Annotated in this window: 17 protein-coding genes; 11 read left to right on the top strand and 6 right to left on the bottom strand. The window is 73.0% G+C overall.

The annotated features are described in order from the left end of the window. The first annotated feature begins 72 nt into the window (after positions 1–72). Positions 73–855, top strand: coding sequence for a dienelactone hydrolase family protein (locus ACZ4FV_RS31005; protein WP_402230890.1), 783 nt, complete (start codon positions 73–75; stop codon positions 853–855). A 16-nt stretch (positions 856–871) separates the two neighbouring features. Here the strand turns inward: ACZ4FV_RS31005 and ACZ4FV_RS31000 are convergent, their stop codons facing one another. The 3 genes from ACZ4FV_RS31000 to ACZ4FV_RS30990 form a co-directional block, all read right to left on the bottom strand. After that, entirely contained in the window at positions 872–1,675 is an 804-nt protein-coding gene (locus ACZ4FV_RS31000; RefSeq protein WP_465323807.1) for an IclR family transcriptional regulator, read from the bottom strand. Positions 1,676–1,803: 128 nt separating this feature from the next. After that, on the bottom strand, positions 1,804–3,969 hold the full coding sequence (locus tag ACZ4FV_RS30995) for a SpoIIE family protein phosphatase (RefSeq protein ID WP_395859301.1): 2,166 nt from the start codon (positions 3,967–3,969) through the stop codon (positions 1,804–1,806). Between the two features lie 45 nt (positions 3,970–4,014). Further along, positions 4,015–6,576, bottom strand: a complete 2,562-nt coding sequence (locus ACZ4FV_RS30990) for a SpoIIE family protein phosphatase (protein WP_465323806.1) — start codon at positions 6,574–6,576, stop codon at positions 4,015–4,017. Positions 6,577–6,906: 330 nt separating this feature from the next. On the opposite strand from ACZ4FV_RS30990, the gene ACZ4FV_RS30985 reads away from it, so the two are divergent. After that, positions 6,907–7,539, top strand: coding sequence for a hypothetical protein (locus tag ACZ4FV_RS30985; RefSeq protein WP_402230886.1), 633 nt, complete (start codon positions 6,907–6,909; stop codon positions 7,537–7,539). Continuing rightward, positions 7,526–8,200 carry a class F sortase gene (locus tag ACZ4FV_RS30980; RefSeq protein ID WP_395858581.1) on the top strand — a complete coding sequence of 225 codons (675 nt, stop codon included), beginning with the start codon at positions 7,526–7,528 and terminating at the stop codon, positions 8,198–8,200. Before ACZ4FV_RS30985 ends, ACZ4FV_RS30980 begins: the two co-directional genes overlap by 14 nt. 207 nt (positions 8,201–8,407) lie before the next feature. On the opposite strand, the gene ACZ4FV_RS30975 is transcribed toward ACZ4FV_RS30980, so the two are convergent. Further along, the gene (locus ACZ4FV_RS30975) at positions 8,408–9,196 is read right to left on the bottom strand and encodes an NAD-dependent epimerase/dehydratase family protein (protein WP_465323815.1); all 789 of its coding nucleotides are present in this window, start codon (positions 9,194–9,196) and stop codon (positions 8,408–8,410) included. A gap of 50 nt (positions 9,197–9,246) precedes the next feature. On the opposite strand from ACZ4FV_RS30975, the gene ACZ4FV_RS30970 reads away from it, so the two are divergent. The 3 genes from ACZ4FV_RS30970 to ACZ4FV_RS30960 all read left to right on the top strand — a co-directional run bounded on the left by ACZ4FV_RS30970 (position 9,247) and on the right by ACZ4FV_RS30960 (position 11,182). Beyond that, complete coding sequence (locus ACZ4FV_RS30970; RefSeq protein WP_395858580.1) at positions 9,247–9,558, top strand: TetR-like C-terminal domain-containing protein; 312 nt, start codon at positions 9,247–9,249, stop codon at positions 9,556–9,558. 111 nt (positions 9,559–9,669) lie between these two features. Then, complete coding sequence (locus tag ACZ4FV_RS30965; protein ID WP_331770643.1) at positions 9,670–10,134, top strand: hypothetical protein; 465 nt, start codon at positions 9,670–9,672, stop codon at positions 10,132–10,134. Between the two features lie 127 nt (positions 10,135–10,261). Beyond that, positions 10,262–11,182, top strand: coding sequence for an aminoglycoside phosphotransferase family protein (locus ACZ4FV_RS30960; RefSeq protein WP_465323805.1), 921 nt, complete (start codon positions 10,262–10,264; stop codon positions 11,180–11,182). A gap of 130 nt (positions 11,183–11,312) precedes the next feature. Here ACZ4FV_RS30960 and ACZ4FV_RS30955 read toward each other — a convergent pair whose 3' ends face one another. Further along, positions 11,313–11,999, bottom strand: coding sequence for an NUDIX domain-containing protein (locus ACZ4FV_RS30955; protein ID WP_465323804.1), 687 nt, complete (start codon positions 11,997–11,999; stop codon positions 11,313–11,315). Between the two features lie 441 nt (positions 12,000–12,440). On the opposite strand from ACZ4FV_RS30955, the gene ACZ4FV_RS30950 reads away from it, so the two are divergent. From ACZ4FV_RS30950 to ACZ4FV_RS30935, 4 genes are all read left to right on the top strand, one after another. Then, positions 12,441–12,791: a YciI family protein gene (locus ACZ4FV_RS30950; protein ID WP_331770639.1), complete on the top strand. Its 351-nt coding sequence runs from the start codon at positions 12,441–12,443 to the stop codon at positions 12,789–12,791. 26 nt (positions 12,792–12,817) lie between these two features. Beyond that, positions 12,818–14,221, top strand: coding sequence for an RNA polymerase sigma factor (locus tag ACZ4FV_RS30945; RefSeq protein WP_395858577.1), 1,404 nt, complete (start codon positions 12,818–12,820; stop codon positions 14,219–14,221). 69 nt (positions 14,222–14,290) lie between these two features. Further along, complete coding sequence (locus ACZ4FV_RS30940) at positions 14,291–14,923, top strand: maleylpyruvate isomerase family mycothiol-dependent enzyme (protein ID WP_395858576.1); 633 nt, start codon at positions 14,291–14,293, stop codon at positions 14,921–14,923. A 124-nt stretch (positions 14,924–15,047) separates the two neighbouring features. Then, positions 15,048–15,842, top strand: a complete 795-nt coding sequence (locus ACZ4FV_RS30935; RefSeq protein WP_395858575.1) for a class I SAM-dependent methyltransferase — start codon at positions 15,048–15,050, stop codon at positions 15,840–15,842. Positions 15,843–15,903: 61 nt separating this feature from the next. On the opposite strand, the gene ACZ4FV_RS30930 is transcribed toward ACZ4FV_RS30935, so the two are convergent. Next, positions 15,904–16,194: a type II toxin-antitoxin system RelE family toxin gene (locus ACZ4FV_RS30930; RefSeq protein WP_331770636.1), complete on the bottom strand. Its 291-nt coding sequence runs from the start codon at positions 16,192–16,194 to the stop codon at positions 15,904–15,906. A gap of 361 nt (positions 16,195–16,555) precedes the next feature. On the opposite strand from ACZ4FV_RS30930, the gene ACZ4FV_RS30925 reads away from it, so the two are divergent. Beyond that, a partial coding sequence (locus tag ACZ4FV_RS30925) for an acetyl-CoA C-acetyltransferase (RefSeq protein WP_465323803.1) occupies positions 16,556–17,625 on the top strand: 1,070 nt, incomplete at its 3' end.

Here is a 17,625-nt window from a genome sequence, read left to right as displayed (position 1 = left end):
GGTGGGATGTGGCGGCCTCGTAGCCCGTGCCACCCGCCGCACCGCAATCGCCTGGATGTCGAGGACCTCGAGATGAACGACTCCCACGACCACGACCACGGTCTCGGCTCCGGCCGATGGATCACCGTGCCGACCGGCGACGGTCCGATGCGGGTCTACGCGGCACACCCGCACGGCCCCGACGGCGGCCACGACAACCCCACCGCCCGAGTCGCCGGTGCCGTCGTGGTGCTCCAGGAGGCGTTCGGAGTCAACGAGCACATCCGGGACATCACCCGCCGGTTCGCCGCCCGCGGCTACCTGGCCCTGGCACCCGACCTCTTCCATCGCAACGGGGTGCGTACGCTCGACTACGAACAGCGCGCCGAGGCGATGTCGCTGATCGACGCGATCGGCCCGGCGGCGATCGCCCTCGACATCCGCGCGGTGTTGGCCCACCTCGCCGAGCACGAGTCGATCGGCACCGGCCGCACCGCACTGGTCGGCTTCTGCTTCGGGGGCCGGGCCGCGTTCACCGCGGCCACAGCGATCGCCGGCCTCGCCGGCACCGTGGTCTTCTACGGAACGGGCATAGCCTCGGGGCCGCACGCCGTACTGGGCCGGGCCAAGTACCTGGACGCACCGCTCCTGCTGCACGTGGGAGCCGAGGACTCGACCATTCCCGCACCCCGGGTCGAGGCGATCGACGAAGCGCTGCGCGCGGCCGGCGCGAACTTCGAGAGCCACGTGTACCCGGACGCGGGTCACGCCTTCGCGTGCGAGGCCCGCCCGCAGCTGTACCGTGCCCGGGCCGCCGAGACCGCGTGGGCCCGTACGTACGCCTTCCTCGATCGCCGACTGCCCGTGATCGGCTGACCGCGCCGAGCCGTCCCTACAGGCCCATCCGGGCCACCTGGGCGGACAGTTCGGCGGCCGTGGCGCAGACGGCCGCGACGTACTCCGGCACCCGATCGTCGGAAACCCGGTGCGACAGCGCGGCGATGCTCACCGCGGCCACGACGGCGCCGTCCTCGCGGCGCACGGGGGCGCCGATGCCCAGCACGTCCGGGTCGAGTTCACCGCGCGCCACCGTGTACCCCTCGGCGCGGATGTCGGCGAGGCGTCCGCGCAGTTCGTCGGGATCGGTGACGGTGGCGTCGGTGAAACGGGGGAGCGGGCGGGCGAGCAGTCGCTCCACCTCGGCGTGATCGGCCCAGGCCAACAACGGCAGCGCCGCGGCGCCGGCGTGGACGGGCAGTACCTGACCGCGCTCGTAGGACAGGCGCAGCGTGTGTGTCGCCTCCTCGCGTTCGAGGCACACCACCGCCTCGCCGGCCCGCCGGGTCAGCAGCACCGGCTGGCCGACCGCGCGGGCCAACCCGCGCATCAACGGCCGGGCCAGGTCGGACAGCCCGACCCCCTTGCGGGCCAGCCGGGCCAGGTCCAGCACCCGCGGCCCGAGCCGGAAACCGGAGCCGCCGTCGTTCTCCTCCAGGAACCCGTTGGCGGTCAGGCTCTGCAGGTAGCGGTACGCGGTGGAACGGGCGACGCCCAGGTGTTCGGCGACCTGGTTCGCGGACACCGCGAGTCGCTCCTCGTCGAACAGCAGGAGGATGTCCAAAGCGCGATCCGCGGTGGAGTTGCGCCCGCGGTAGGCCTGGCCATTTCCTGCTTCCCGGGGAATGGTTCCTGACATGCGAAAACGGTATCAGCGGGGGCGCCGGCCGCGGCCCGCCGAACTCCCCGCCGCGCCGGTCCCGGTCGGTTGGAGCGGCCGGATCGGCGATTGCCCGGAACGGGGCGAGCCGGTCGGCGCGCGCCGGGTCAGCCCTGTGCGGGCAGGGACTGCTCCGCCCAGATCGTCTTGCCGTCACCCGTGTAGCGGGTGCCCCAGCGCTGGGTGAACTGGGCGACCAGGAACAGCCCGCGCCCGCCCTCGTCGGAGGTGCGCGCGTGGCGCAACCGGGGGCTGGTGCTGGTGGCGTCGGACACCTCGCAGATCAGCGTGGCGTCGCGGATCAGCCGCAGGCGGATCGGCCCCGAGGCGTACCGGATCGCGTTGGTGACCAGTTCGCTGACCACCAATTCGGTGGTGAACGCGATGTCGTCCAGTCCCCACTCGGCGAGTTGCCGTCCGGCCAGCGTGCGCGCCTCGGCGACGATGGCCGGATCGGCGGGCAGGTCCCAGGACACCACCTTCGAGGAGTCGAGCGTGCGGGTGCGCGCGACGAGCAGTGCCACGTCGTCCCGCGGCGGATTGTGCGACAGGGTGCCCAGGACCGAGCGACACAGCTCGTCCAACGGTCGGTCGGGGTCGGCCAGCGACGCGCACAGTCGGTCCATCCCGAATTCCACGTCCCGATCGCGCGTCTCGACCAGACCGTCGGTGTAGAGCACCAACAGGCTGCCCTCGGGCAGTTCGAACTCGGCCGATTCGAACGGCAGGCCGCCCAGGCCCAGGGGCGGTCCGGCGGGCAGGTCGAGGAACTCCACCGCGCCGCCGGGCCGGACCAGAGCGGGCGGCGGGTGCCCGGCGCGCGCGATCGTGCACACCCGGCCGACCGGGTCGTATACCGCGTACAGGCAACTGGCGCCCAGCGCGGTGGTGTCCACGCCGCCCTCGCCGATGCCCTCCTCGTCGACGAACCGGATGACCAGGTCGTCGAGGTGGGCGAGCAACTCGTCCGGTGGCATGTCCAGATCGGCCAGCGTGTGTACGGACGCGCGCAACCGGCCCATCGTCGCCGCGGCGTGCGTGCCGTGCCCGGCCACGTCGCCCACCACCAGCGCGACCCGCGCCCCGGACAGTGGGATCACGTCGAACCAGTCGCCGCCGACCCCGGCCCGGTCGTCGGCGGGCAGGTAGCGACTGGCCACCTCGACCGCGGTCTGTCGAGGCAGCCCGTGCGGCAGCAGGCTGCGTTGCAGGGCCAGTGCGGCGGCGTGCTCGTGGGTGAAGCGGCGCGCGTTGTCGATGCACACGGCGGCGCGCGAGACGAACTCCTCGGCCAGGATCAGGTCGTCACCCTCGAACGGGTCGGGGGTGTCCCGGCGGAAGAAGTGCGTCACGCCCAGGATGGTGCCGCGGGCCCGGATCGGGACCACCATCATCGAGTGCAGACCCACCGTGCGGGTCCGGTCCGTGGACACCGTGTCCTCGGCCAGCCAGGGCAGGATCTCCGGGTCCAGGACCGGTTCCAGGACCGCCTTGCCGTCGACCAGGCACCGGGCGCCGGGGGAGTTGGGGGCCACCGGGGCGGGCTCGCCGATCCGGGCGATCGACTCGGCCAGGTTGCCGCCCGCCCCCGCCGCCGCACCGTCGCGCCCCTCGCGGGCCGAGCGCTGGCCGAGCCGGATCAGCTCGGGGTTGTCCCGGCGGACCGGGCCCGGCGCCGGCTCGACTCCGCTGAGCACCGGCTCCAGCAGGTCGACCGCGACGAAGTCGGCCAGGTCGGGGACCGCGACGTCGGCGAGTTCCTGCGCGGTGCGCGCGACGTCCAGGGTGGTGCCGATCCGCGCGCCGATGTCGCTGAGCAGCGCGAGCCGCTGCCGGGCCCGCCACCGGTCGGTCACGTCGATCACGAGGTAACACACCCCGGCCGGCGCCCCCGCGCCGTCCTCCAGCCGGAAGAACGAGGTCGAGTACGCGTGCACGTGGTCGGGATCGCTCGCGGTGCGGCCCTGGTACTCGTGGTCGATCAGCGGGACGCCGGTCTCCAGCACGTCGCGCATGACCGCCTCGATGGTCTCGGCCGGCAGGCCGGGCAGCACCTCGCTTATCCGCCGACCCAGCCGCAGCGCGCGCGGGATCCCACCGCTGCGTTCCAACTGGTCGTTCAGCCACACGCAGCGCAGCTCGCGATCGACCACCGCCATGCCGATGGGTGCCCGGTTGAGCAGGTGGTCGAGCAGCGCCCGGTCCGCGCCCCAGGGCACGGCGGACGCGTCGGCACCGCCATCGTCGGCACCGGCGGTGTGGGGTGTGCCCATCAAGCCCTCCTGTTCCTCCTCTTTCCATGGTCGCGCGTTTGCCGCTCAGCGCAGATCGGCCGCCGCTCCCGGGTCCGTGCCGGTTCCGGCCGACCCCGGCGGCCCGTCCCGGGGCGCCGGCCAACGGGTCAGCAGTACGGCCACGTCGTCGGCCCGCTCGGTCAACCTGCCCGCGTCGCGCAGCATTCGATCCGCGAGCTCGGCCAGGCTCGCGTCGGCGGCGCGCGACAGGGACGCGCGCATGCGGTCGATGCCCAGGTCCAGGTCGGCGCCGACGTCCTCGACGAGGCCGTCGGTGTACAGCGCCAGGACCGAGCCGGGATCCAGGGCCAAACGGGTCACCGGGTACTCGGCGGCCCGATCCACCCCGAGCAGGGTGCCGCCGGCCAGCTCGAGCACCGTGGTCCGCCCGTCCGGGCGGCGCAGCAGCGGCGGCGGATGACCCGCCCGCACCGCCTCGGCCGTGCCGTGGGCCGGGTCCAGTTCGATGTAGCAGCAACTGGCGAACAGGCCGGTGTCCAGATCGGCGAGCAGCCGGTTGGTGCACCGGACCACTTCGTCGGGCCGCTGCCCGCCGGTGGCGAACGCCCTTACCGCGCTTCGCAGTTGACCCATGATGCCGGCCGCGGCCACGCTGTGCCCCTCGACGTCGCCGATCACCAGGACCACCCTGCTCCCGGTGTCGATCACGTCGTACCAGTCGCCGCCGATCTCCATGCCCTGAGTGCCGGGGAGGTAGCGGGCGACCACCTCCAGGTTCGGCAGATTCGGCAGCCGGTGCGGGAGCAGCGCGTGTTGGAGACCGCGGGCGAGGGCGAATTCCGCGTCGTAGAGCCGGGCCCGCTCCAGCGCCTGGGCGATCAGGCCGCTCAGCGCGGTGAGCACCGAGCGCTCCTCGGGGGTGAACGCGTGCCGCCGGTCGAAGCCGAGGATGCAACTGCCCACCGGGCGGTCCGAGGCGATCAGCGGCAGGAACGCCCACGCGGACATCTCGTCGAGCGGGATGCCCGGATACGCCGCGGACAGCTCCTCCGCCGATTCGAAGAAGATCGGCACGCCCTGGGTGAGCGCCTCGACGCCGGGCAGCGCGGCGTCGAGTCGTACGCCCTCGAACCGGTCCAGGAAGCCCTCGGGATAGCCGGTCTGCAGGGCCAGGAAGAAGCGCTTGTCTTGGACGATGTAGACGGCCAGTTCCCGGCCGCCGAACGCGGGCAGGATCTGGTCGGCGACCACCTCGCACACCTCGCCCACCGACACGGCCTCGGTGAGCGCGCCGGCCATCTGGAGCACGTGGTAGATCGCGCCGAGCCGGGGTGGCGCGGCCTCGGTGTCCACCCGGGTCGCCTCGCCGCCGACCGTGCCCCCCGCACCCGGCGGCGCGCCCACCGGGACCACCTTGCCGGTCAGGCCGTACGGGTCCGGATACAGCGAGAAGGCCAGCCAGCGGTCGCGCGGGGTGCGGGCCAGGAAGGATCCGGGCTGTTGGGACAACATCGCCGCCCGATAGCGGTCCTCGTAGGAGGGGTCGGCCAGCCACGGCAGCGCATCCCACGGGGTGCGGCCCAGCACGTCCTCCACCGCGACGCCGAGCAGGTCCGCGAGGTTGCGGCTGGCGTAGGTGATCCGGCCCTCGGGGTCGAGCGAGAACACGCCGTCGCGCAGCCGCTCCACCGCCTCGGCCGCCGCCGCCCCGGTGCCCAGGTCCAACACCGCGCCCACCAGGTGCCGCGCCCGACCGGCGACCTCGTCGTCGGGCACCCGCCCCCACACCTCCAGGGGGCGGTTGGCGCCGTCGGGGCCGGTCACCTGGAGTCGCCAGGCGAGTACCCGGCCGGTGCGCACGGCCTGCTGCGCGGCCTCGCGGAACTCGCGCCCGCCGCCGGAGACCACCCGGGCGGCCAGCGTCGTCGCGCGTCGATCGAAGCGGGCCGGGTCGACGCCGAACAGCTCGCACAGTTCCTCGTCGGCGTCGAAGTCGCCGGTGGCCACATTCCAGTCGAACAGGCCGACCCGGATCAGCGGGAAGGTGTTGGCGGGCAGCAGCGTCACCGTCGGCGGGCCGTCGTACTCGATGCGCGCGCCGCGGTCGGCCCGTGCGCCCAGCGCGTTGCCCAGCCGCTTGGCCGCCGCGCGCAGTCCTCGGCGCCGGGAGGCGGGCAGGCCCCGGCCGGGCGAGGCGGGCCACATCACCGTCACCACGCCGAACGTCTCGGTGCCCGCACGCACCGGCGCGGACGCGGACGCGTAGGCGTACGGCATGCCCAGCGCCAGTTGCGGGAAGCGCCGCATGGTGTCGCCGTCGTCGGCGAGGAAGACCGTGTGCCCGGTGCGGTACGCCTCGGGGGCGGGCAGCGCGCCGGTCACCGGGACTCGGCTCCACGGGCCGAGCAGCGACACGGCCAGCCCGGCGACCTTGGCCAGTACCAGCGAGCGCCGATCGGGCGAGCGCAGGTAGACCACCCCGGCGTAGGCGCCGGTGGCCCGCACCGCCATGTCCAGCGAGGTCGAGCACTCGGCCAGGATCGCGTCGGGCTCCTCGTGGCGATCGGCCTCGGTCCGCAACGCGCGAAGGGGATGGGAACCGGGTCCGGGCACGGTTCCGGTCATGGGCGCCACCCACGTCCGTGGGCCGGGCGTCTTTCCACCGTGCGGCGCGGCGGCCGCTCCGCTGCTTGCGCGCGCATAGTCTCGGAGTACGCCTGCGCGCAGCCGATGTCAAACGGGCGCAATCGTGGTGAGACAGGCATATCGCCGAGTGTGGCACGGGTGCGGTGACGGACCGCGACGGGCGCCGCACGGTGGGGCATACGGGTGAAATCAAGGCGGGGCGGCGCGTGTCGCCGGTGGGGCGATGTGTGGGCGCGTCACGGTCGAAATGTCCCGTCTTCAGGTGATTCGACGATCCGTCGTCCACCCTCCCCGTGGAGTGCCATTGTGATGCCATCCCCCAGCCCCAGTCCGTCCCCCCGCCTACGGCGGCTGACCGTCGCCGCGATCGCGGCGGGCGCCGCCACGTTCGCCGGTGCCGGCACGACGCACGCGCTCCCGATGGCACCCGGGGACAACGGAGACGTGAAGGTGCACAAGAGCACCACTTCGCCGACGAACCAGAGCAACGAGCCCAAGGTGTGCCAGTTCCACCTGGCGGCCTTCAACTTCGACGGACTCCAGGCGGTCACGTACACGATCGCCGCGCAGCCGGCCGACGGCAACGGGACCGTGCTCGGCGGCAACATCACCCTCGCGGCGGACGGGACCGGGCACACCTCGACGCTGTCGCTGCCGAACGGGCAGTACAAGCTGGTGTGGACCTTCGAGGGCGAGCAGGGGGCGGGCAAGCAGAAGGTGTTCCAGGTCGATTGCCCGAACGGCACCACCAACGGCGGGACCACGAGCGGCAGCACCGGCGGGCGGCCGGTGGGCAGCGTCAACGCCGGTGGCGGCGGTGGTAGTTCGCAGGTCGACACGGGTGAGGTGACGGCCGGCCTGCTGGTCGGGGGCGTGGCCCTCGGTGGCTTCGGCTTCTACCTCCACCGTCGTCGCCGGGCCACCGGCGATGGGTCGAACTGAACCCAGGCCGGCGCACCGCAAGCGTCGCTCCGGCCCGTTCGCGGCCGGAGCGACCGCGTTGGCGCTCGTCGTCGGACTGTGGCTGGTACAGCACGGAACCGGTGACGGCACGGTCGAGCGGCCGCCGGCTCCCGTCTCGGACGTGGCGCCCGCTCGCGCCCGCGTCCCGAACGACGCGGGACACCGGGTGGACGTCACCCCGATGTCGGCGTCGGTGGCCACCCGGATCAAGATCCCGTCGATCGGCGTCAACGCGCCGATGAGCCCGCTGGGCATCGGTCCGGACCACCGGCTGGCCACGCCCCCGGTGGGCAACAAGAATTTGGTCGGCTGGTATCGCGACGGCGTCGCCCCCGGCGCCCGAGGAAACGCGATCACCGTGGGCCACGCGGACACCCGCTCGGGCCCGGCGGTGTTCTTCAAGCTCGGCCTGCTCCGGGTGGGCGATCGCATCGAGGTACAACGGCGGGACCGACACACCGCGGTCTTCTCCGTCGACGCGGTCCGGTCCTACCCGAAGGACGACTTCCCGGACGACGTCGTCTACGGCCCGACCGACGCCGCCGAGCTGCGGGTGATCACCTGCGGCGGTCGCTACGACAAGCACACGGGCTACGCCGCGAATGTCGTCGTCTTCGCGCACCTGACGGGCAGCCGCTGAGATATCCCGGGGGCTGCTCGATACGCCCGCGACGCCCGACCCGCACCCGCCTTCGCGCGGGGCGGGATCGGCGCGGGCGTATCGGCCCGGCCGCCGCCCCGGGCTCGGGTCGTCCGAGTCCCGGGCGGCGGCCGAGGAGCCGAGCCCGCCCGGACTCGGCGCGGGTGCCCGTGCGGCGGCGGGGTCGGGGCGGACGCGAATCGACCGTCAGGCGTTCGCGGCGCGGAACCAGGCGACGGTGCTCGCGATCGCCTCCGCGTGCGGGGTCGCGGGCAGCGGTCCGAAGGTCTCGGTGAACTTGGTGGAGTCGACCACGAACGGGCGGTCGTGCTGGTGCCAGGTCTCGCCGAGGGCGCGCACGGTCGGATTCACCAGGCCGAGCACGCGCTGCATGGTGCGGCTCACCGAGGCGGACTTGTCCGGGCCGCCCGACTCGGCGAAGACCAGATCGAGGAACCGCCGCCCGGTCAGCGGCTCGGCCGTGGGGATGTGCCACACCTGTCCGTCCGCCCGCGCGTCCTCGCCGAGCAGGACCAGACCCTTGGCGAAGTCGGGGAGGTAGCTGAACGAGTGCGGCTGGTCCAGGGGCCCCACCCAGCGCGCGACCTTGCCCCGCACCGCCGCGCCGAACACGGTCTCGCCGACCGTGGTGTCGACCCCGCGCGGGCCGTAGTAGTCGGACGCGCGCCCGATCGCCACCCGCAGCTCGCCGGCCTCGTGCGCGGCCGGCAGCGAGCGCGCCATCGCGGCCCGGACCCGGCCCTTGGGATTGCTCGCGGCGGACGGCATGTCCTCGGTCATCGGCGCGCTCACCGGCCCGTACGCGAACAGGTTGTCCGCGAAGACCAGCTTGGCCCCGGCGGCCGCCGCGCCGCCGCGGATCGCGTCGGTCATCCGCGGAAACTCGCTCACCCACGCGGTGTAGGCCGGAGCCGCGCAGTGGTAGACCACGGCGGCGCCGGCGCAGGCCGCCTTCGCACCGTCGGTCGTGGCGATGTCGCCGCGTCGGACCTCGACGCCGTCGGGAACGGTGAGCGCGCCACCTGATGTTCGGCCGCCCGATCGCCGACTACCGTCCCGACGAGGCGGATCTGGCCCGGATCCAGGGCACCTTCGAGACCCTGGTGCGTGCCGTCGAGCGCTGCGTGGCCGCCGGCCGGTTCGCGCCGACCGATCCGTACGACACGGCCACCCATCTCAGCGCCCTGGTGCACGGCCTGGCCGGCCTGGAACTGCGCGGCGCGCTGGGCGACGAGGAACGGGCCGAGCACCAATGGCGGGTCGCGCTGGAGGCGGCGTGCCGAGGCCATCGCGCGACACCCGGAGCCGTCGTGTCGGCGGCCGACGCGTCCGGCTGACGTCGGATCGGATCTCCCCGGCCGGCGCTCGCGCCGAAATCCGCTCGCCGTTGTCGGTGCGCTTGCCTACGCTCGTGCCATACCACGCGACGACACCTCGGGGGAACCCTCATGAGCATGCCGAACTACACCCAGGACCCACTGGTTCGACTCGACCGCCACCGGATCGAGTTCACCACCTACCCCGGAGACCACGCCGCACTCGGCTTCGTCGCCACCCGCGCGACCTGCTCGTGCGGTACGTGGGCCTCGAACCGCCCGTGGGAGCGCGGCGATCACCTGCGCGCGTTCGGTCGGCACATGAACGACGTCCAGGTGATCGCGCACACCGTGCCCCGCGAGTACGAGCAACTCGCGGTGGTGCCGCTGCGCTGCGTGGACGCCGACCGGGCCGCGGCCGTGGTCCGCGACTGGCCGGAACCACAGGACGCCGAACACGGGTTGTTCCGGCGCGAGGAGACCGTGTTCATCGCCTACCGGGACGGCGAGTTCCCGTGCTCCGTCGCGGTCTGGGCGCATCTGCGAGGCCACGTGAGCGACGTGTACGCCGGGCGCCTGTTGCGTGACGTGTCCTGACCGATCCGGCCGGCCGCAACGCACGGGTAGGCTGAGACCATGATTTGACGCCTGCCCGGCTGCCGGGCACCCCCATCACCTCCTTCGTACCCGTGAGAATCCGGAACCCACGAAGGAGAAACCCGATATGAGTACGTCGATTTCCGTCGGCGTTCCCGCCGCTTTCGCCCGCTCCTACGGCCGCCAGGGCGCCCACGCCCTGGCCTGGCTCGACGCGCTGCCGAGGCTGGCCGCGGACACCCTGGATCGCTGGTCGCTGCGGCCGGACGGCCCCGCCGGGCACGGCATGGCCGCGCTGGTGCTGCCGGTGACCCGCGCGGACGGCACACCGGCGGTGCTGAGACTCCAGCAGCCCACCGAGGACAACGCCGGTGTCGCGCTCGGTCTGCGGACCTGGAACGGCGACGGCGTCGTGCGGCTGCTCGACCACGACCCGGACGACGGCACCATGCTGCTCGAACGACTGGACGCGACCCGGTCGTTGTCGTCGGTGCCCGATGACGACGACGCGATGCGAACCCTCGCCGAGTTGATGGCACGCCTGGTGGCGGTGCCGGCGCCGGCGGGCCTGCGGCACCTGGCGGACATCGCCTCGGCCATGCTCGACGAGGTGCCGCGTGCGGTGCCGGCCCTGCGCGACCCGGCCGAGCAACGCCTGGTGCGCACCTGCGCGGGCGCCGTCGCCGAATTGGTCGGCGAACCCGGCGACCGGTTGCTGCACTGGGACCTGCACTACGACAACGTCCTGGCCGCGGCGCGCGAACCCTGGCTGGTCATCGATCCCGAACCGCTGGCCGGCGACCCGGGGTTCGAGTTGTGGCCGGCGCTGGACAGCCGATGGGCGGACGCGGTGGCCGGCGGTGACGTGACCCGCACGGTGCTCCGCCGCTTCGACCTGTTGACCGAGGTCCTGGACCTGGATCGGCGGCGGGCGACCGGGTGGACGCTCGGCCGGGTGCTCCAGAACGCGCTGTGGGACATCGAGGACGGCGAGACCGCGCTGAACCCCGCGCAGGTCGCCGTGGCGGAGGCGCTGCTGGGCAGATGACGCGCGGCCGTGGATGGGCGCCCCGGTGCGCGGGGTCCTCGGCGCCGATCGCCGGGGTGGGGCCGCACCTGCGGGCCCGCCGTACCGTCTCCGCTCGGGGTCGGTACGGCGGGCGAGGGCGGTGCCGGGGCTATCGGTTCGCGGCCGGGCCGACGATCGGGTCCGACCGGAACGGGCCGTCCAGGGCCGCCCATTGGAGCAGCATGATGGTCTTCGCGTCGGCGATGGAGCCGTCCCGGATCATCGCGAGCGCGTCGGCGAAGGGAAGTTCGAGGACGCTGATGTCCTCGCCCTCGGCGGCGATCCCGCCGCCGGCGTCGGTGGCGGTCCCCGAGCCATAGGGCGCGGCGAAGAAGTGCACGCGTTCGGTGACCGAGCCGGGGCTCATGTAGACGGCGAAGACGTACTCGGGTTTGCCGACGGTGTGTCCTGTCTCCTCCGCCGCCTCGCGCCGGATGGCCTCCTCGGGGCTGTCGCCGTCGAGCAACCCGGCGGCGGTCTCGATCAGCATCCCGTCGGGGTGCCCGTTGACGTAGGCGGGCAGGCGGAACTGGCGGGTGAGCAGCACGGTGCGGCGATCGGCGTCGTAGAGCAGGATCGTGGCGCCGTCGCCCCGGTCGTAGTTCTCACGCTGCTCACGACTCCAATGCCCGTCGGCGTGTCGGTAGTCGAAGGTGGTCTTGCGCAGTACGTACCAGTCGCAGGCCAGTACCTCGACGTCGCGGATCCGCACCCTCGGGTTGCCGGTCGGGTCGCGGCCGTACCGGTCCAGTCCGGTACGGCCGCGACGGTCGGGGATGTCGATGCCCTCGATCATCGGTTGCCGGCCGGGGCATCACAGGTGCGACGGGTCGTGCTCATGGTGGTGTCTCCTTGCGTCGGACGGCCCGGCGGCGGGCCGGGGGCCGCGTGGGCGGGAGCCGACCCGGCTCGGGAGCGCGCGGGTGCCGGGCTCGCGCGGGGCCGCCGACGGGGGGACGCGTGATCGAACAGGGTCATGGGGGAATGATCGCTCGGCGTCGGGTGGGATGAGTGCGTCGGGGCCTCCGGCGGCTGGGGGACCGGATCGACTCCCTGGCCCGAGTCGTCCCCCACCGACCTCGACGCCCGATCATTGCCGACGCCGCTCGTTACACACGGTGCGGAGAGGTCACGGAAAGTTTTTTCGGGGAGCTGTCGATTCGGTCGTTGCCCGTTCGTCGTCATGGTGTGCGGCAGGGTGCCGGGCGAGGATGTGAAGGACGAACGGGAGTCGGACATGAAGTACATGTTGTTGATTCACAGTGGAGCGATCGACGCGGACGGCGGCGCCGAGGGGTGCACCGTCGAGGACTGGATGAGCTACGACAAGGAGGTCAAGGACGCGGGGATCTTCGTGTCCGGGGAGTCGTTGGCGGATCTGATCACCGCGACGACCGTTCGGGTCGGGCCGACGGGTGAGCGGACGGTGACGGATGGACCGTTCGCCGAGACGCGCGAGGTGCTCGGTGGCATCTACGTGATCGACGTGCCGGATCTGGATGTCGCGCTCGACTGGGCCGCGCGTTGTCCCGGTGCGCGTGGTGGTGGGTCGATCGTGGTGCGGCCGATCGCCGACTTCGACGCCTGACGGCCCGAGGCTGAGGGCGGACGGCGATGAATGAGCGAGCAGCCGATGCCGGGTGGCCCGCGGGCGCGGCCGGGCACGGAGCCGAGGATGTCGGTCGGGGGTCGGGGGACGGGGCGGTGGGCGCGTCCGTCGAGTCGGTGTTCCGGGAGGAGCGAGGTCGGCTGCTCGCGTCACTCGCGCGCCGATTCGGTGATCTCGACCTGGCCGAGGAGGTGGCTTCCGAGGCGATCGAGGCCGCGCTGGTGCACTGGCCCGTCGACGGCGTGCCGGACCGGCCCGGGGCCTGGCTGCTGACCACGGCGCGCCGTCGTGCGGTGGATCGGCTGCGGCGGGACCGGACGTACGCCGCTCGGCTGGCCGTGTTGCAGGTGGAGGCGGATCGGGCCGATCCCGCGCCGCCGCCGGAGGCGGACGCCGACCTGCCCGACGACCGGCTGCAACTGTTCTTCACCTGTGCCCACCCCGCGCTGCCCGCCGAGGATCGCGGCGCGTTGACGCTGCGCTGCCTGGCCGGGCTGACCACGCCCGAGGTGGCCCGGGCGTATCTGGTGCCGACGGCGACGATGGCCCAGCGGATCGTCCGGGCGAAGAAGAAGATCCGCGAGGCGCGGATCCCCTTCCGGGTACCCGGCGCGGACGAGTTGCCGGAGCGCCTGCCCGGCGTGCTCCAGGTGGTCTATTCGATCTTCACCGAGGGCTACGCGGCCAGCTCCGGACCGCGGTTGCAGCGGCTCGACCTCGCGGAGGAGGCGATCCGGCTGGCCCGGATCCTGCGTCGGCTGTTGCCGGCCGAACGCGAGGTCGCCGGGCTGCTCGCGCTGATGCTGCTCACCCACGCGCGCCGCGCGGCGCGGACCGATCCGGACGGCAACATCGTGCTGCTCGACGACCAGGACCGCGGACGGTGGGACCGGTCGATGATCGAGGAGGGTCGGGGCCTGGTGGTGGCCGCGCTGACCGGTGGGCCGGCCGGGCGGTACGCGGTGCAGGCCGCGATCGCCGCGCTGCACGACGAGGCCGCGGACGTCGCGACCACCGACTGGCCGCAGGTGGTGGCGCTGTACGACGTGCTGCTCGTGCTCACCCCCTCGCCGATCGTCGCGCTGAACCGGGCCGCGGCGGTGGCGATGCGGGACGGCCCGGCGGCGGGTCTGGCGTTGCTGGACGAGTTGGCGGGTGAGCCGAGACTGCGCGGCTATCCCCCGTACCCGACCGCGCGGGCGGATCTGCTGGGTCGACTCGGCCGCTTCCCCGAGGCGGCGGCGGCCTACCGCGAGGCGCTGGAGTTGGCCGGCACGGAACCCGAACGGGCACACCTGCGGCGCCGGTTGAGCGAAGTCGAGCCGGTCCCGGGACCCGAGCAGGTCGAGCCGCCCGAACCGCCCGGGTCGGGCGAGCGGTCCGGCTCGGACACGGCCGGCGATCGCTGACGGTCGAGGTCGTCACCACACCCGCGACGACACCTGTACGACAACGACATGACCCGAGGAGAGCCGGACATGGACCGCGACGAAATTCTTGCCTGGGTACGGGACGAACGACTGAGCCTCGCCGACTTCCTCGACACGCTCGACGCGGACGACTGGCGGGTGACCTCGCTCTGTTCCGATTGGACGATGCACGAGTTGGCCGCGCACCTGACCACGTCGACGCGTACGACGCTGAGGAGCATGATCAAGGGCGCGATCCGGGCCCGGGGCGACTTCGACCGGATGACCGCCGACGAGGCCCGGGAGCTGGCCGCCAGGTTCACTCCGGCGGAACTGATCGCCCAAGTCCGCGAGACGGCGGGCTCGGCCCGCCGCGCACCGCTGGCGGCGCCGCTCGACCCGCTCGTCGACGTGCTGGTGCACGGGCAGGACGCCGCGCGACCGCTGGGCCGGGTCCGGGAGATGCCGACGGAGCGGGCCCTGGCAGCCCTGGGCCACGTGCTGTCCAGCCCGTTCTACGGCGCCCGGAAGCGCTGCCGGGGCACGCGCCTGGTGGCCACCGACGCGGAGTGGTCGGCGGGTACCGGCCCCGACGAGGTACGCGGCCCGACCGCCGATCTGCTTCTCCTGGCCACGGGCCGTCCGGCCGGCCTCACGGGCGTCTCCGGCCCGGGCCGCGCCCGGATCGCGAGTGCGCTGTAGGGCACGGCCTTCGGGCATGCGGCCGTCCGGCATGTCTTCGGCGGTGCTCGGTGCCGGGGGAGTTCGGATGCGAAGGTGGGTCGATGACTCTCTCGGTGGTGTGGCGGCGCATGGCGAGGTGGCGGTGAGCGAGGCGGAGGAGCGGTTGGCTCGGGTCGCCCGGGGATGGGACGCGGCGGCCGAGGGGTACGACAACTATTTCGTGCCCCGGTTCGCGCCCTGGGTGCGCACGGCGGTGGCGGGTGTCGGCGGTGCGTCGCTGCCGGAGGGGCCGATTCTGGTGCCCTGCTGTGGGACGTTTCCCGAGCTCGACGTGCTGACGGAGGATTTCGCGGAGCGCGAGATCGTCGGCATCGACCTGGCCCCGGCCATGGTTCGGCGGGCCCGCGAGCGGGCCGCGGGTCGGCCTCGGGTCGGTGTGGTCGAAGGCGATGCCACGTTGCCGGCCGCCCGGTGGTCGGGCCGATGCGCGGCGGTGGTGTCGGTGTTCGGCCTGCAGGCGCTCGCCGAGCCCGAACTCGCGATGGCGTCCTGGGCGGCGGCGCTTCGCCCGGGCGGGCGGCTCTCCGTGGTGTTCTGGCCCGAGCGTACGGAGACCGACGGGCCGTTCGCGCTGATGAGCGACGTGATCCGGGCGCACGTGCCGCCGGGGGACCGCTCCTGGGAGGGGCGACTCGCGGACGTGTTGGCGGCGCGAGGCGCGGTGATCGAGCGGGACGAGTATCCGGCGTACCGGATGTCGCACGCGGACGCGCCGACCTTCTTCGACGCCTTCACCCGGTCCGGGCCGCTGCGCGTGCTCGCCATGGAGCGCGGAGACGAGTTCGTCGCGCGAGTGCGTGCGGAGTTCCTCGGGCGGGCTCCGGCCGGCGTCTGGCACCATCGGCCGCGCGCCCGGCTGATCGTCGCCCGCGGCTGACCCAGGGGCCCCGGGAGGCCCCGAGACGGTCGGTCGCAGCCGGCGCCATGGGGCGCCGGCGCTACTCGTCGGTGTCGCCGAGGAATTCCATGCCGTCGAGGACGGTCACCACGACGACCACCATGACCCCGCGCAGTACGCCGTACTCGATGAGCAGCGCCGAGGCGACCATCGCCTGACGGGTGTCGTCGTCGGGGCCGATGGGGGCGGACGCCTTGGTGTACGGATCGCGGGCCAGGACCCGGAGCGCCTTGGTGAGCTGCTCACGGCGCTCGGGCGGGAGCGAGTCGCGTACGGCGGCGGCCGTTTCCGTGTACTCCACGCGGTACGGGCCGCTCGGGTGCGCCTTCACGGTGCCCTCCCTTCCCCTGGCGTTCCGGTCCTGAGGGGACGGTAGCCGGTGCTCGACGCGGAGACCAGATCGGGGCGGGGCGAGGGGGTGGAATCCGGGTCGGTGCTCCTCGATCGTCGGTTGTCGGACATCGCCGCGCCGTGGGGTGCGCCCGGACGCGCGATCGGTGGTCGGCGAGACGGGTTCGGGATCCGGTGTCGGTGGGCGTGGCCTCTGGCGGAGATACCGACCAGTCGGTACCTTCATGGGGTCGCGGGTTCGGTGCCGCCACCCGCTCGTACTCGCACCGGTTCCGCTCTCACCAGCCGCACTCGGGGCCGGTCGCACATAGGCCGGTCACACTCACAGCAGGGATGCCGTCATGCCCGAAGCAGTCATCGTCTCGACCGCTCGCTCGCCGATCGGGCGTGCGTTCAAGGGTTCGTTGAAGGACGTCCGGCCGGACGACCTGGCCGCCATGATGGTTCGGGCCGCGTTGGACAAGGTCCCCGGTCTGGACCCGCACGACATCGCCGACCTGATGCTCGGCTGTGGCGGGCCCGGCGGCGAGCAGGGCTTCAACATGGGCCGCAATGTCGCGGTCATGCTGGGCATGGATCACCTGCCCGGAACCACCATCACCCGTTACTGCTCGTCCTCGTTGCAGACCACGCGCATGGCGATGCACGCGATCAGGGCGGGGGAGGGCGACGTGTTCGTGTCGGCCGGTGTCGAGTCGGTCTCCCGGGCCGCGCTCAAGGGCAGCAGCGATTCGCTTCCCGACACCCACAACCCGCTGTTCGTACCGGCCGAACAGCGCTCCGCCGAGCGGTCCGGCGCCGCCACCCCGGACTGGATCGACCCACGCGAGGAGGGTCTGCTCCCGGACGTGTACATCGCGATGGGCCAGACCGCCGAGAACCTCGCGCGGCTCAAGGGCGTCTCGCGGGCGGAGCAGGACGAGTTCGCGGTGCGCTCGCAGAATCTCGCCGAGCGGGCGATCGCCGACGGCTTCTGGGCCAAGGACATCACCCCCGTCACGCTCGCCGACGGCACCGTGGTGGCCAAGGACGACGGCCCGCGCGCGGGCACCACGCTGGAGGGCATCTCCGGGCTCAAGCCGGTCTTCCGTCCGGACGGCACGGTCACCGCGGGCAACGCGTGTCCGCTCAACGACGGCGCCGCGGCGTTGGTGGTCATGTCCGACACCAAGGCCCGCGAACTCGGCCTGACCCCGCTGGCCCGGGTCGTCTCGACCGGTGTCACCGGACTCTCACCCGAGATCATGGGCTACGGCCCCGTCGAGGCGTCCCGGCAGGCGCTGCGCAACGCCGGTCTCACCGTCGCCGACATCGATCTGGTGGAGATCAACGAGGCGTTCGCCGCACAGGTCATCCCCTCCTACCGCGACCTGGGCTTCGACGTGGACAAGGTCAACGTCAACGGCGGCGC

The sequence above is a fragment of the Embleya sp. NPDC025285 genome, from assembly GCF_055558835.1.
The sequence above is the reverse complement of the archived record's forward strand: the minus strand, read 5'-3'. Positions and strand labels throughout refer to the sequence as shown.

Coding starts and splice junctions, on each gene's coding strand:
- ACZ4FV_RS31005 (WP_402230890.1), top strand. CDS start 73: ATGAACGACTCCCACGACCACGACCACGGTCTCGGCTCCGGCCGATGG.
- ACZ4FV_RS31000 (WP_465323807.1), bottom strand. CDS start 1,675: ATGTCAGGAACCATTCCCCGGGAAGCAGGAAATGGCCAGGCCTACCGC.
- ACZ4FV_RS30995 (WP_395859301.1), bottom strand. CDS start 3,969: ATGGGCACACCCCACACCGCCGGTGCCGACGATGGCGGTGCCGACGCG.
- ACZ4FV_RS30990 (WP_465323806.1), bottom strand. CDS start 6,576: ATGACCGGAACCGTGCCCGGACCCGGTTCCCATCCCCTTCGCGCGTTG.
- ACZ4FV_RS30985 (WP_402230886.1), top strand. CDS start 6,907: ATGCCATCCCCCAGCCCCAGTCCGTCCCCCCGCCTACGGCGGCTGACC.
- ACZ4FV_RS30980 (WP_395858581.1), top strand. CDS start 7,526: ATGGGTCGAACTGAACCCAGGCCGGCGCACCGCAAGCGTCGCTCCGGC.
- ACZ4FV_RS30970 (WP_395858580.1), top strand. CDS start 9,247: ATGTTCGGCCGCCCGATCGCCGACTACCGTCCCGACGAGGCGGATCTG.
- ACZ4FV_RS30965 (WP_331770643.1), top strand. CDS start 9,670: ATGAGCATGCCGAACTACACCCAGGACCCACTGGTTCGACTCGACCGC.
- ACZ4FV_RS30960 (WP_465323805.1), top strand. CDS start 10,262: ATGAGTACGTCGATTTCCGTCGGCGTTCCCGCCGCTTTCGCCCGCTCC.
- ACZ4FV_RS30955 (WP_465323804.1), bottom strand. CDS start 11,999: ATGATCGAGGGCATCGACATCCCCGACCGTCGCGGCCGTACCGGACTG.
- ACZ4FV_RS30950 (WP_331770639.1), top strand. CDS start 12,441: ATGAAGTACATGTTGTTGATTCACAGTGGAGCGATCGACGCGGACGGC.
- ACZ4FV_RS30945 (WP_395858577.1), top strand. CDS start 12,818: ATGAATGAGCGAGCAGCCGATGCCGGGTGGCCCGCGGGCGCGGCCGGG.
- ACZ4FV_RS30940 (WP_395858576.1), top strand. CDS start 14,291: ATGGACCGCGACGAAATTCTTGCCTGGGTACGGGACGAACGACTGAGC.